Origin of the sequence: Cognaticolwellia mytili, assembly GCF_002104475.1 — a bacterium.
In the GTDB taxonomy this organism is placed as follows: Bacteria; Pseudomonadota; Gammaproteobacteria; order Enterobacterales; family Alteromonadaceae; genus Cognaticolwellia; species Cognaticolwellia mytili.
This window is the reverse complement of record NZ_NBOF01000007.1, coordinates 12,886-26,089: the sequence shown is the minus strand read 5'-3', so window position 1 is coordinate 26,089 and position 13,204 is coordinate 12,886. Positions and strand designations below refer to the sequence as shown.

12 protein-coding genes and 2 tRNA genes are annotated in these 13,204 nt (G+C 37.2%); 7 read left to right on the top strand and 7 right to left on the bottom strand.

Annotated features, from left to right (window positions below; translation table 11 throughout):
• Positions 1 to 182 precede the first annotated feature (182 nt).
• Positions 183 to 258 (bottom strand) — tRNA-His (locus B7C41_RS18635).
• A 240-nt stretch (positions 259 to 498) separates the two neighbouring features.
• Positions 499 to 2,427, bottom strand: a complete 1,929-nt coding sequence (locus B7C41_RS18630; RefSeq protein WP_235839779.1) for a methyl-accepting chemotaxis protein — start codon at positions 2,425 to 2,427, stop codon at positions 499 to 501.
• A gap of 334 nt (positions 2,428 to 2,761) precedes the next feature.
• Between B7C41_RS18630 and B7C41_RS18625 the strand changes: the two genes are divergently transcribed.
• Positions 2,762 to 3,310, top strand: a complete 549-nt coding sequence (locus B7C41_RS18625) for a DUF1285 domain-containing protein (RefSeq protein ID WP_085300482.1) — start codon at positions 2,762 to 2,764, stop codon at positions 3,308 to 3,310.
• 1 nt (position 3,311) lies between these two features.
• On the opposite strand, the gene hemN is transcribed toward B7C41_RS18625, so the two are convergent.
• The 5 genes from hemN to B7C41_RS18600 form a co-directional block, all read right to left on the bottom strand.
• Entirely contained in the window at positions 3,312 to 4,682 is a 1,371-nt protein-coding gene (gene hemN, locus B7C41_RS18620; RefSeq protein ID WP_085300481.1) for an oxygen-independent coproporphyrinogen III oxidase, read from the bottom strand.
• A gap of 191 nt (positions 4,683 to 4,873) precedes the next feature.
• Entirely contained in the window at positions 4,874 to 5,374 is a 501-nt protein-coding gene (locus B7C41_RS18615) for a DUF2489 domain-containing protein (protein ID WP_085300480.1), read from the bottom strand.
• A 9-nt stretch (positions 5,375 to 5,383) separates the two neighbouring features.
• Positions 5,384 to 5,974 carry a Der GTPase-activating protein YihI gene (yihI, locus tag B7C41_RS18610; protein ID WP_085300479.1) on the bottom strand — a complete coding sequence of 197 codons (591 nt, stop codon included), beginning with the start codon at positions 5,972 to 5,974 and terminating at the stop codon, positions 5,384 to 5,386.
• 793 nt (positions 5,975 to 6,767) lie between these two features.
• Positions 6,768 to 7,301 carry a VOC family protein gene (locus B7C41_RS18605; RefSeq protein ID WP_085300603.1) on the bottom strand — a complete coding sequence of 178 codons (534 nt, stop codon included), beginning with the start codon at positions 7,299 to 7,301 and terminating at the stop codon, positions 6,768 to 6,770.
• Between the two features lie 137 nt (positions 7,302 to 7,438).
• Entirely contained in the window at positions 7,439 to 9,235 is a 1,797-nt protein-coding gene (locus tag B7C41_RS18600; RefSeq protein WP_085300478.1) for a M61 family metallopeptidase, read from the bottom strand.
• Positions 9,236 to 9,694: 459 nt separating this feature from the next.
• Between B7C41_RS18600 and B7C41_RS18590 the strand changes: the two genes are divergently transcribed.
• The 6 genes from B7C41_RS18590 (at position 9,695) to rplJ (ending at position 13,178) form a co-directional block, all read left to right on the top strand.
• A tRNA-Trp gene (locus B7C41_RS18590) sits at positions 9,695 to 9,771 on the top strand.
• Positions 9,772 to 9,880: 109 nt separating this feature from the next.
• Positions 9,881 to 10,264 carry a preprotein translocase subunit SecE gene (secE, locus tag B7C41_RS18585; RefSeq protein WP_085300476.1) on the top strand — a complete coding sequence of 128 codons (384 nt, stop codon included), beginning with the start codon at positions 9,881 to 9,883 and terminating at the stop codon, positions 10,262 to 10,264.
• Positions 10,265 to 10,274: 10 nt separating this feature from the next.
• Positions 10,275 to 10,871: a transcription termination/antitermination protein NusG gene (gene nusG, locus B7C41_RS18580; RefSeq protein ID WP_235839778.1), complete on the top strand. Its 597-nt coding sequence runs from the start codon at positions 10,275 to 10,277 to the stop codon at positions 10,869 to 10,871.
• A gap of 384 nt (positions 10,872 to 11,255) precedes the next feature.
• Positions 11,256 to 11,684 carry a 50S ribosomal protein L11 gene (rplK, locus tag B7C41_RS18575; RefSeq protein ID WP_085300475.1) on the top strand — a complete coding sequence of 143 codons (429 nt, stop codon included), beginning with the start codon at positions 11,256 to 11,258 and terminating at the stop codon, positions 11,682 to 11,684.
• A 3-nt stretch (positions 11,685 to 11,687) separates the two neighbouring features.
• The gene (rplA, locus tag B7C41_RS18570) at positions 11,688 to 12,383 is read left to right on the top strand and encodes a 50S ribosomal protein L1 (protein ID WP_085300474.1); all 696 of its coding nucleotides are present in this window, start codon (positions 11,688 to 11,690) and stop codon (positions 12,381 to 12,383) included.
• A 300-nt stretch (positions 12,384 to 12,683) separates the two neighbouring features.
• Positions 12,684 to 13,178, top strand: coding sequence for a 50S ribosomal protein L10 (gene rplJ / locus B7C41_RS18565; protein WP_085300473.1), 495 nt, complete (start codon positions 12,684 to 12,686; stop codon positions 13,176 to 13,178).
• The last annotated feature ends 26 nt before the right edge of the window (positions 13,179 to 13,204 follow it).

The following is a 13,204-nucleotide window of genomic DNA, read 5'->3' as shown; positions in this document are numbered from 1 at the left end:
AATTAGTTCTAATTAGCTTCACGTACTCACAGAATATGCACAGGAGCGGTTTATAGCGCAATACTTTTATTTGAAATGTTTAGTGATAAAAATTCGTATAAAATAAAGGGAAAAGTAGCTAAATACCGTATGGTTATTGAACTGATGGACAGCTTAATAATTTTTCGAGAAAGTATAAAAGATGGGGTGGCTAAAGGGACTTGAACCCTCGACAACCGGAATCACAATCCGGGGCTCTACCAACTGAGCTATAGCCACCACTGAACTTACTTAGAACGCCTTGTGGTAAGGCGCGGAGAGTATATTGCATTTCTGCGACGATTGACAAGAAAAAAATCGTTTTTTTGGAATATTTTCTTATTTTCTCTGTGTTAGTTAGGCTAACATAATCTATGTTGGTGGTAAAACCACCGTGCCTTAGTGTTAACGGCACAATCGTCGGGACCTTCTGTGAAATTAAGTGAGTAATCTCTTTAGTTTATATTGGAGTTACCCATCTTAAATTTTAAATGTTTTTACTTGATCTGATAGGTCGACAGCCAGTGTAGCTAACTCGTCACTGGCAGCAGATATCTCTTTTGCACCATCACCTGTTTCAACCGATATATCACTTATTTGTACTGCTTGTTGATTAATCTCTCTTGCAACTTCACTTTGCTGTTGAGTAGCAGTAGAAATTTGGATATTCATATCAGAAATTAATGATACAGAAGCCTCAACTTCAACAAGTGAACGGGTTACATCATGAGTTTTTTCGACGATGCTCTTCGCTTGTTCACTACCCATATTCATGGAGTCTGTAGCACTACTTACTTTACTCTCTAACGATTGGATCATGTGTTCAATTTCAACCGTTGAGTTTTGTGTGTTTTGCGCCAAAGTTCTCACTTCATCAGCAACTACAGCAAAACCACGTCCTTGCTCGCCAGCTCGCGCCGCTTCAATTGCAGCGTTCAGTGCCAATAAATTGGTTTGATCTGCTATGCCTTTTATAACGACAAGGATATTGACAATGTTAGTGGTGCCTTTTTGTACTTCATCTATTAGGCTTTTGGAGGTTAAAATACCATCGGAGAGTTGTTTAATCTGCTCTATAGTTTGATTTACTGCAGCTGAGCTAGTGTTAACTAGCTGCTTGGAGTTGTCAGCTGCATTTGATGCTTCGGCTGTTCTATTGGTCACCTCATCGATTGATGTACTCATTTCATTGATAGCAGTAGCAACTTGGTCAGTGGCTTGATGCTGTCTGTTGACATTATTGTGGGTATGCTCAGTGATGCTTGAAAGCTCTTGGGAGGCCGCTGCTTGTTGCTCTGCTGACGCGGATATATGTTCAATCATCTCCTTTAATTTGAGCGTCATATCATGCATGGCTTGTTGTAGAAGCCCAAGTTCATCAGTTTGATTAATTACGATAGTTTGTGTTAAATCTCCAGATGATACTGCTTGTGCTGCATTAACAGCTTGTACTATTGGTATGCTAATATTTCTGGCAATTAATAGGCCTACAAAAGTGATAATAATGGAAGCAATTATTACTATAATAGTTGAAATGCGGATCAACGAGTTTGCCGTTGCAAAAGCTTCTGCTTCATCAATTTCTGCGATTAGTGCCCACTTGAAATCTCCTAAATTGATGGTGCTAAAAGAGGATAGAACAGAGTTTCCATTATAATCAATAATGATTTTACTTGCAGTGGAGCCCTTGAATGCGTCAGTAACAGCTTCGGTATCAACTCCGTTTGAGGTTATTGTGCCAGAAAAAGAAGCCAAAACAGAATGCCCTTTAGGGTCTAGAAATGAATCGGAACGCATGCGTTTATCTTGCCCTACTAAATAAGTTTCTCCTGTCTTACCCATACCTTCACGTTGCTGCATTATTTCGTTAATCTTATTGATTGGAAATTGTAGTGCAATATAACCAATAGTAACTCCTTCTTTATCTGCTATTTTGGTTATCATAAATGCAGCAGGTTCATTATTAGATGGTGGGTAAGGTTTAAAGTCACTAACGGATATGTCACCGATATTCGTACCTTGGGCCTTGTTAAATGCTTTTCCCATACTGCCTTGAGCGAGAACAGAGCTTTTAATGTTCATGCCCAAGTCAGATTCTTTGGCAGCACTAAATACAATGGTGCCGGTCATATCAATCAGGAATAGGTCATACCAAGCATTGGTATTATTAATGTGCTTAAAGCGCGCGGCATATTTTTGTTCGAGGGCTTTCCAGGGGCTTCCTGAAACGCCACCATTTATTGTTGCTTCGGTAAACCCTTTTAAGGCAATCACTACTGACGGATCGTTATTTAAGACTAACAAATTTGATTTTAAAGACGAAATGTAATGTTCGAGTTGTGATTTTTTGGTTGCCCTCATCGATTCTAATTGACTAAACGCTTGTGCTTGAATTGAATTTTTTGCCATATCGATACTAATATATGCAAAAATAATGAGAGGAAGGAGAGAGAGAGATAAAAAAGAAAGAATAAGTTTGTGATTAATTTTCTTAAACTTGAGCATATAATTAGCTGCCTTATATTCGAATATTTTAGTGTTTATGGCGAGTGATAACCATAGTTCTACACTTTCTCCTGAATTTGAGTTACATCCCTTATTATCAGCGTAACATAAAATTACAAAATATCGACTTGCCGACAGATATTGTTGATTATGATCAAGATTACTTATTTAATCGTGAAGTTTTAGTTTTTAAGCTAACTTGTTAACATTAGATAAAGTACACATTTAAGCTGAAGCTATGTCTCTAGAGAAAATTTCTGGCCAAATAAATCATTCTGACAATTCGGATGTTAATAAACTACCACCCGTTGAGTTATGGGATCCGCCTTTTTGCGGTAATATCGATTTGCAAATCAAAGCAGATGGTCGCTGGTTTTACAATGGCACGGTGTTTAAACGTTTGTCATTGGTGAAATTATTTGCCTCGGTATTAAAAAAAGAAGATGACAGCTATTTTTTAGTAACGCCTGTAGAAAAAATTGGTATTGTTGTTGAAGATGCGCCATTTTTGATAACGCAGTGGCAATGGTTAGATGCGGAACAGCTTCGTATGCAAGTAACAACGAATTTAGGCGATGATTTTATCTTGGATGCTAATCATCCTTTAAGCCTAAGCGATGCAGGTAACTTATATGTTACGGTTAGGGGTAATCTAACAGCAAAAGTACATCGTAACGTTTATTATCAATGGGCTGATTTGGCCGTGGAAGAAAGGGGTAAAAACGGCACTGAATGGTGCTTTTACAGTGCCGAAAAAAAATTTATTTTAGGTGTGCTAGAAAACTAGTTTATATTACGCGTGAGAAACGTTGCTTGTTCACATGCTGCTTCATATAGGCATCGAAGCTCATACATATATTGCGAATAAGCAAACGAGCTTTTTGTTCTACTTTAATAGCTTCGCTGGTATTAGATACAAGTCCATCATTAATAAAGGTGTCTAATAAAGGTAGGTCATCAGCAAAGTACTCATCGAAATCAATGTTAAACTTGGCATTAATTTTATTTTTGTCTAAGTATAAATTGCACATTAATTCGCGGATAACTTCGCCACGAACAATATCATTAGTCGAGAGACTAACTCCTTTTATTTGAGCGTGGGCTTGAGTATCTATAGCCTTGTAGTAATCTTGTAATTCTTTAGTATTTTGACTAAAACTGTTGCCAATGGCACTAATTGATGAAACCCCTAAACCGAGCAAATCGCAGCCTCCCTTAGTGGTATAACCTTGGAAGTTTCTATGTAAACTGCCATCTTTTTGTGCGATTGATAGTTCATCTTCAGGTTTAGCAAAGTGGTCCATACCAATAAAATCGTAACCAAAATTGCAAAGTGTTTCGATGGCTAATTTCATTAAAGCAAACTTCTCATCAACACTGGGTAGCCATTCATCTCGCAGCTTACGTTGTGCAGCAAAGCGTGCTGGTATGTGCGCGTAGCTAAACAATGAAATACGGTCAACGTCCATTTCATGAGCTTTATTCAAGGTGCGAGTAAAGGTATCAATGGTTTGATGGGGTAAGCCGTAAATTAAATCGATATTGATTGACTTAAAACCAACGTCTTTTGCATGCGCAATAAAGTTTTCAATAAATTCGGTTGATTGCACCCGGTTAATGGTTTGCTGAACTTTTTCATCAATGTCTTGTACGCCAATACTTAAACGATTAAAGCCTAAATCATATAAATGCTCAGCTAGATCCATTTCTATTTCACGAGGATCTATCTCAATACTCATTTCTACTTGCTTTGCAAAAGTGAACTTTGCTTTTAATAGTTCAACAAGTTTCGTAATTTGTTCATGTCGTAAAAAGCTCGGCGTACCGCCACCCCAGTGTAGTTGTTTTACCGTGTAATCTTTGAATAACGGTGCTCTTGAAGCAATTTCTTCAGCAAGAAACTCAAGGTAAGTATCAGCTTTGTCACGATGACGTGTGATAACTTTATTACAACCACAGTAATAGCAAAGACTATGACAAAACGGGATATGCACATATAAAGACAACTCACGATTAGGTGATGCTTCTATGGCTTGCACTAAATGGTCATGTTTGAATTGATCATGAAATTCTAGTGCCGTTGGGTATGAGGTATATCTTGGGCCACTAGTGTTATATTTTTTTAAAAGTGCGTTATCGAAAAATTGAGTTGCTTGCATGAGTCTTCCCGTTTATCAATCTGCCGTCATTATAGATTAACTAGCTGGGTAAACATTGATCAAGCGCAATGCTGATGATGTTATTGTGACTTATATCATTTTAGTTTTGTTTTTGTCAATAATTACATGGGGTTAGGTTGGTTCTGGTGAGGGGCTTTGTTTTGTGAGCCTTGATGACGAAATGGAGCCGCTTACACGGCTTCATTACTTAATACAGTTGCTTGTTCATTTGCGTATTGATGCAATAATTCAATGTCACGTTGAATATCTTCGGCCAAAGAGGCTTCAAGCTTCATACGATCGTAGTCTAATTTCATACGCGACTTTTTATCTAACTCCTTTCGTGCTGCTAAAATAGGCATATGCTTAATTGCCTCATAGAGTTGAAATACCGCAGGAAATTGTAGCTGTAAATCTTGGCTGAGCTTTAAAGAATCAAGCAATACACTTAAACGCCAACAACCTTCTGCAAGGTCACATTGTTCTTCCTTCATTGCACGTACTATGATAATAACACTCGATATTATCTTTTTGTCATGCTGCTTATGCGCTTGTTTTTGCGCTGCTTGAGCCTGTGCTTGCGCCAGTTTTTGCTGATTCAATTGTCGTAACAATTTTGTCGCTACTGCTGCGAGCACGCCAATAATAACAATGCCTAATAACGCCAGGTAAACCCAGGGGGTCGAAAGCATGATTTATCCTTACTCAAATCGTGATAAATCACTATTATCGATTTTGTCCCAAAGGTCATCTTCTGAGTCTGCTCTGGTACTAGTAATGATGACTTCATCTTCTTCGTCTTCGCCTATTTCTTCACTAATCTTTTCATGCTTTTCCATTAGCTCATTATAGTAGTCGACTTCTTCCGAAGTTAATGTTTCTTCAGCGTCTTGTTTTTCTAGTATTGCCAGCAATCTTTCATCTTGCTCAATACTATTTAGTTGCTCAGCTAATGTCTCTGCAACTTCTACTACGCGAATAGCGGCAATAGGAGAGCTTTCTTGTGCTTTTTTAGGCTGTTTTGTTTTAACTGGCTTTGAATTGATTGGCGCTGTAGCTGCTTTGCCTAGATCTATTGGTGTTTTATTACCAATACGTGGATCTTTTTTTGCTGCGGAGTTTTGTGCATTCGTGATACTGGCTGTTGCTTCTTTTTGACGGTTACCCGCTTCTTTACCATTTTTTTTCTTTGTTCTACGTGGAACGGGTTCTAGAACTGCTTTTTTTCGATCATCCTTAACGGCGCCAATTGATCCTGTACCTGGTTTACGTGATTTTTTAGAACGAGACATAGTATTAACTTTAAATAATAATGAACAATTAGGACTATTTTACGACATTACACGCTAAACAGCGATAGAAAGAAAAAAAGCGACGTTAATAACGTCGCTTTTGTAGAAGAATGTGGCATTATCCACCAATGTAATTCAGATTCTTAAGTGGTTATCCTAACCTTTTGTCACAGTCCCTGCGAATTTGACAGTTTCCAATCTTATTATTATATCTTCCATGTTCAATTTTATTTTTCTCGGTCATCCTGACACTTTCTTTGGCTATCCATAATGTCCATTTGGACAAAATATTCAATACTCTTCCCGAGTTTTAGTGAATAATCCATATTATTTTAATTAATTTCGGCGCTATCGCGCTTGCTTTCCGTGCAATTTATATCCATTTTGTTGTTATGCTGCCTTAGCAGCTGACCTATACTTTACTGAAGTTTTTTAAAGCAGCAAGTAGTATTTTTAGTGTATTTATTAGACTAAAGTATAATGGTTGCTAACCATTTGTTTTCAAATGTAATATTTTTGTAAATAAGTGTGAATTAAATTTAATTTTCTCTTATTAGTGGGTAATGTCTTACAAGGATAGTGGCAAAGAGCTATGTTTTTAGAAGAGACCCAAATTATGAAACTCTTCGTTAATAAGGGCTGTAGCAAATATTTTATTTTTATTGGTTGAATGTTGAGTGGATGAGATGGAATATTGAACGGGCTAATTCTACGAATAGTGATTTAATAGTGGCAGGTTATTAGTATTAAGTAACCTGCCGTATAAAAGCGTTCTGTAGTCGAAGTTTTAGCGTTAATCTTCTTGTTGGTGTAACCACGCTGCGTGAGTGGGGGCTTTTTTCGTTTTTGCCCATTCTTCAACCATCAAAGGCGCCACACGTTTCAGTTCTGCGTACTGTTCTGTTGTACCTGTATTAGTTGCCAATTCTAAGCGATGCCCATTAGGATCAAAGAAGTATATTGATTTAAATACGCCATGATTAACGGGTCCTAATACTTCAATATTTTGCGCTTGTAGATCTTTTTTTGCTGCGACTAAAGCGTCAACATCTTCAACCTCTAACGCGATATGTTGTACCCATTGTGGCGTGTTCTCATCGCGCCCCATATTAGGAGAGTTTGGTATTTCAAAGAAAGCTAATACGTTACCCATGCCAGCATCAAGAAATATATGCATGTAAGGATCTGGCGCCTTGGTTGATGGTACTTCATTTTCTGCTATGGCAACGGTAAGTTCCATGTTTAAATGTTTTTGGTACCAATCGACGGTTTCTTTCGCGTCTTTACAGCGATAAGCGACATGATGGAAGCGTTTTAAATTAATCATAGTATTATTATTTATACGAGCTTTGAATGAGCTATTTTTTACCATAACTCAATAAGCTACCCTAATTTTATGTGCAGTTTAGTCTATTTATGTTGTCAGCATATGCGTACGCTTTAGTTTACATAGGGCTTTATAACTTATGTTTGATTCTGCCAATTCTTAACTTTCGCATTGTCAAAAATAGTCAGTTGGCTAAGCTCATTAATAGGTAAAATAGTTTCTATTGTCGAACTGAGCAATTCTCCATTTCTTATATAAGCGATATCATAGTTTTTACTTAATGCTAAGTTGCAGATTACATCTGAAAAATTAGCTTTATTGACAACGATATTATCAATGGCAATTATATTATCTTGAACACTAATTCCTGCTTGCTCTGCAGGTGAATTTTCTAATATTTGAGTCGCTTCAACACCTAATTTTGCTTCTTTGAATATAATACCAATAAATGGGTTATGACAATCAGTTGAAACTTCTAATAATGATGCTGTTTTTGAAGGGACTTGTTCAAGCTTTACGCCAAATTCAGCTAATAAACTAGTAAGAGGAGCAGGCGATTTACCATTTAATAAATTATTAAATTCTTGAGTTAAATCTGTTTCAGTTAATTCATTAACAATACTAATAATAGTGTCTAGTTGAGTACCTTTATAATCATTACCATTATTTAAAAAATCCCCCCACAATACGCGCATAACATCGTCTAAAGATTTAGTAGTATTTGTTAACTTTCGAATAGTTAAATCAAGCCATAGAGCTACTAACGAGCCTTTAGTGTAGTAACTAACAATGTTATTGGCTGCATCAGCGCCCTGTTGATAAAACTTAGTCCAGGTATAATAACTGGATTCAATTAAATTTTGCTTTAATTGACCGTTCCCGCGATTTACACGACTAATAGTTTTACTTTTCAGCTTTAAATACTCTTCAAACGAAATGATACCTGTTCTGAATAAGCTAAAATCATCATAATAAGAAGTAATACCCTCGTATGCCCAAAGCTGCTTGGTGTAACTTTCATTATTTAAAGTATAAGGAATAAATTCTTCTGGCTTAATTCTACAAACATTCCAACTGTGAAAGTACTCATGGGAAATTAAGCTTAATAAAGTTTTATAACCGTCAGATAACTCTTCGGGCTTATTGATATTTGGAAAATCGAACGTTGAACATAATAATGCCGTAGAATTTTTGTGTTCTAATCCACCAAAACCACTCGGTAAGATATTCGTTAAAAACCAATATTCGTCAAACGGCGGTTTACCAGCAGTATTTTTGCCAAATAAATCTATATGGTGCTGACATAGCTTAATTGTATCTTGAACTAACCTTTCAGTATCAGCATAATGTTTCCCGTTCAAAATTATGTAATGCGGTGTTCCCGCAACCATAAACTCTAGATGCGTAAAATTACCGATTTCCACGGGGCAATCAATTAACTCAGCGTAATTATCACTTTCATAAATACCGAAGCTAAAAAGTGATGTTTTGTTCGTTCTTTGTAAACCAGTAGCTACTTTCCATACTTCTGTAAAACTCGGTTTAACTAAATTTACTTCATGCTTTTCATTTTTAAACTCATTAACAGATAAGAATAAGCTAGTACCGTTAAAAAATGCGCGGTTTTGATCTAAATATGCCGTTCTAACTGAACTATCAAAAGCATAGACCTGATATTCAACGATACATTCTTCACCATTAGAGGCTATTGACCAGTTTTGTTTATCAATTGGCTCAATGTTTAACGGCTCATTTCCCTTTTTAGCTTTAAGATTAATAATGTTTTTGGAAAAGTCCCTGATCATATAAGAACCGGGTATCCATGCTGGTAATGATAAATTTAAAATGGCTTGTGGATGCTTTGGAATTTCGATTTTCACATTAAATAAGTGCTTATTAACATCATCAAAGTTAACCGTGTATTTTAAAGTCATGTTTAATTTCTTAAGTGTTTGGCGTTATTTATATGCGTTAATCATACCTTGTTCTGTAATAAAAGATCACGGCATGAATACCAGACAGCTGATTTATATTTGTAAATATAGTGGCCCTACAAATAATCTGTTTTCTGAAGTAAAAGAGTATGATGAGAAAGTAAGTTTTCTTATTATTGCCCGCGCATTTAATTGGTAGAAGGTGTGATGTTGTCTATATTTTCTCTGTGTGAATGCAGAAGAGCTTAATGTAATGAAATACTCAATAAGGGCCGTTCATTTTCAGTGAAACTGCGTTTTATTGATCAATTAAGCTGGTTGCGAAGTAAAGCTATTCTAAAGTCAGGAAAATAGTCCTTGAGTAAAATAATTTGATTAGTATAATAGCGCCTCACTTCTAGAGTCACTCTTAATTCCCAAGCAACTAAGAATCACTCGTTAAGTGTAAGTACAATTTGAAGGGGTATAGTTCCAATTGGTAGAACAGCGGTCTCCAAAACCGACGGTTGGGAGTTCGAATCTCTCTACCCCTGCCATTTTTTGAGTAAAGTGCTAATGTTTAGTTTATTAGCGCTTTAGAATTTAACCCCGACTTTGTTGGGGTTGTTTTGTCTTAGATTAGACGTGTAATTACAGGTAGTAAATATGAACGCAAGTACTGAACATGAACCTAGTGGTTCGCTCGATTTTTTAAAGTGGAGCGTTATTGTTCTTCTTTTAGCTGGTGCAGTTGTGGGCAACTACTTTTTTGCTGAGCAATCAATTCTTGTTCGTGCTTTAGCTGTAGTAGCAGTTATTATTATTGCGGGACTTGTTGCTATGCAAACAGTTAAAGGTCGTTCTGCAGTAGCATTTGCAAAAGAGTCACGCACAGAAGCACGTAAAGTTGTTTGGCCAACACGTCAAGAAGCTGTTCAAACAACTGGTATCGTATTGGTGGCAACATTGATTATGTCTTTACTACTTTGGGGCTTAGATTCAGTTCTATTTTGGGTAGTTGGATTAATTACTGGTTTAAAAGTAGGTTAAAGGTAATATCATGACTGAAGAAAACATCTCTCCAGAAGAAAACGAAGAAAGCAATGAACCTGTTGTTAATACAAATCCTAAATTACGCTGGTATGTAGTACAAGCGTTTTCTGGTTATGAAGGCCGCGTACAGAAAACATTAGTAGAACATATTGGTATTCACGGCTTAGAAGAAAAGTTTGGTGAAATCTTAGTGCCTACCGAAGAAGTTATTGAAATGCGTGCCGGACAAAAACGTAAAAGCTCACGTAAATTTTTCCCCGGTTATGTGTTAGTTCACATGGAACTAGATGATGAGTCTTGGCATTTAGTTAAAAGTGTACCTCGCGTACTTGGTTTTATCGGTGGTACAAAAGAACGTCCTGCACCGATTAGCCAAAAAGAAGCCGATCGTATTCTTCAACGTCTTGAAGATACTGATAAGCCTAAGCCTAAAACATTATTTGAACCAGGCGAAGTGGTACGTGTTATTGACGGTCCATTTGCTGACTTTAACGGTGTTGTTGAAGAGCTAGATTACGAGAAAAACCGCATTAAAGTATCGGTGCTTATATTTGGTCGTTCAACGCCTGTTGATTTGGAATTTGGTCAAGTCGAAAAAGGCTAGCGCTAAACGTAGCAATATAAGATATAAAAAAACCAGAGTCAGTACTCTGGTTTTTTTATATCTGAAGTTTAGTCAGCAGACTAATTGGTATAAATACAGATTACAGAATGTATACTCTTGCTTTGGGTCAACTCTCAGGCGATGAAAACGCCTAATATTTTTGTGAAGCTAAATGCAATTATAATTTCATTTCCGAAATGTTTTTCGTTGAAATACTTTTACGTTGTTTTTTTAAACAAAATAGTCGTATTTTCTTGTGATCTTACCTTTGAATGATATATAATCCGCTGCCGATTTTATCTTGTTAAGGTAAAATCGCTTTTTTGTTAACGGGGAGCTGATTTAATTATTAGCGTTTGAACCCATACTAAAGGTATTAAAACCATGGCTAAGAAAGTCACAGCTTTAATCAAGCTACAAGTTGCTGCTGGTGCAGCAAATCCGTCACCACCAGTTGGTCCTGCACTAGGTCAACATGGTGTAAACATCATGGAATTCTGTAAAGCGTTTAACGCAAAAACAGATTCTATCGAAAAAGGCGCTCCAGTTCCTGTAGTAATTACAGTATATGCGGATCGTTCTTTTACGTTTGAAACAAAAACACCACCTGCTTCTTACTTACTTAAGAAAGCTGCTGGTATCAAGAGCGGTTCTGGCCGTCCTAACACTGAAAAAGTTGGTACTGTTACGACAGCACAACTTGAAGAAATTGTTAAGACAAAAGAATCAGATCTTACTGCTGGCTCTATGGAAGCTGCAGTGCGTACCATTGCGGGCTCAGCTCGTTCAATGGGTTTAGTGGTAGAGGACTAATCAATGGCTAAATTATCAAAACGCGCTCGTCTTATCCGTGAAAAAGTAGACGTATTAAAAGAATATGACATCAATGAAGCGCTTTCTTTACTTAAAGAACTTGCTACTGCTAACTTTCGTGAAAGTGTAGATGTTGCTGTAAACCTTGGCATTGATGCTCGTAAATCAGATCAAAACGTACGTGGCGCGACTGTATTACCTCACGGTACTGGTCGTGATGTTCGTGTTGCTGTATTTACACAAGGTGCAAACGCAGAAAAAGCAAAAGCAGCTGGTGCTGACGTTGTAGGTATGGAAGATTTAGCAGAGCAAGTTAAAGCTGGTAACATGGACTTTGACGTTGTAATTGCTACTCCAGATGCAATGCGTGTTGTTGGTCAACTAGGTCAAATCTTAGGCCCTCGTGGTTTAATGCCTAACCCTAAAGTTGGCACAGTAACTCCAGATGTTACTACAGCTGTTAACAATGCAAAAGCGGGTCAAATTCGCTACCGCAATGACAAAAACGGTATCATCCATACTACTATTGGTAAGGCTGATTTCGAAGAAGCTAATTTGCAACAAAACCTTGAAGCATTATTGGAAGCGCTTAAGAAAGCAAAACCAGCTAACGCGAAAGGTCAGTTTATTAAGAAAATTTCTGTTTCAACTACTATGGGTGCCGGTGTTACCGTTAACCAAGCTAGTTTAACAGCTTAATTTTCTGTAAAGTGTCGTTCATCGATACTTTACAAGGGCGTAATTGTAGACTATAATTTCGCCCCTTAAATTTTGGTAGGTGTTGTCTATTTATTAGCATTTATTTGCTTAAGACAACCCCGTCAAAGACCGTAGGAGCCGATATGATTCTTCATAGAAAGCTTAATTTTTCCTACGTAGATGGTGATTACCCAGTATTTCCTAATTCTGGTCCTCGCCGTAACGGCCTAAGTTGATGTTAATTGACTTAGGGATAGTAAATACCGGTTTTTTATTGCCGGTGAACCAGGAGTAAAGCCAATGGCTATCAATCTTGATGACAAAAAAGCAATTGTTGCTGAAGTTCAAGAAGCTGCTAGTGGCGCTCAATCAGCTGTAGTCGCGGATTCACGCGGTGTTTCAGTTGAAGCAATTACTGTATTACGTAAGCAAGCACGTGAAAACGGTGTATGGATGAAAGTTATCCGTAACACGTTAGCACGTCGTGCATTACAAGGTACTGACTTTGAATGTGTTACTGACACATTAGTTGGTCCATCTTTAATTGCATTTTCAAACGAGCATCCGGGTGCCGCAGCGCGTTTATTCACAGATTTCGCTAAAACTAACGAAAACTTTGAATTAAAAGCAGCAGCATTTGAAGGTAATGCAGTAGACGTAAATATGTTAGCTAAGCTACCAACTTACGACGAAGCAATTGCACGTTTAATGAGCGCTATGAAAGAAGCATCTGCAGGCAAACTTTGCCGCACGATTGCTGCAGTACGCGATCAGAAAGAGCAAGAAGCTGCTTAATAATTGTTTACCTCTTAAAAATAAGA

Excerpts from the sequence above, each read along its gene's own strand:
- B7C41_RS18630 (WP_235839779.1), bottom strand. The coding sequence starts at position 2,427 with ATGGCAAAAAATTCAATTCAAGCACAAGCGTTTAGTCAATTAGAATCG.
- B7C41_RS18625 (WP_085300482.1), top strand. The coding sequence starts at position 2,762 with ATGTCTCTAGAGAAAATTTCTGGCCAAATAAATCATTCTGACAATTCG.
- hemN (WP_085300481.1), bottom strand. The coding sequence starts at position 4,682 with ATGCAAGCAACTCAATTTTTCGATAACGCACTTTTAAAAAAATATAAC.
- B7C41_RS18615 (WP_085300480.1), bottom strand. The coding sequence starts at position 5,374 with ATGCTTTCGACCCCCTGGGTTTACCTGGCGTTATTAGGCATTGTTATT.
- yihI (WP_085300479.1), bottom strand. The coding sequence starts at position 5,974 with ATGTCTCGTTCTAAAAAATCACGTAAACCAGGTACAGGATCAATTGGC.
- B7C41_RS18605 (WP_085300603.1), bottom strand. The coding sequence starts at position 7,301 with ATGATTAATTTAAAACGCTTCCATCATGTCGCTTATCGCTGTAAAGAC.
- B7C41_RS18600 (WP_085300478.1), bottom strand. The coding sequence starts at position 9,235 with ATGACTTTAAAATACACGGTTAACTTTGATGATGTTAATAAGCACTTA.
- secE (WP_085300476.1), top strand. The coding sequence starts at position 9,881 with ATGAACGCAAGTACTGAACATGAACCTAGTGGTTCGCTCGATTTTTTA.
- nusG (WP_235839778.1), top strand. The coding sequence starts at position 10,275 with ATGACTGAAGAAAACATCTCTCCAGAAGAAAACGAAGAAAGCAATGAA.
- rplK (WP_085300475.1), top strand. The coding sequence starts at position 11,256 with ATGGCTAAGAAAGTCACAGCTTTAATCAAGCTACAAGTTGCTGCTGGT.
- rplA (WP_085300474.1), top strand. The coding sequence starts at position 11,688 with ATGGCTAAATTATCAAAACGCGCTCGTCTTATCCGTGAAAAAGTAGAC.
- rplJ (WP_085300473.1), top strand. The coding sequence starts at position 12,684 with ATGGCTATCAATCTTGATGACAAAAAAGCAATTGTTGCTGAAGTTCAA.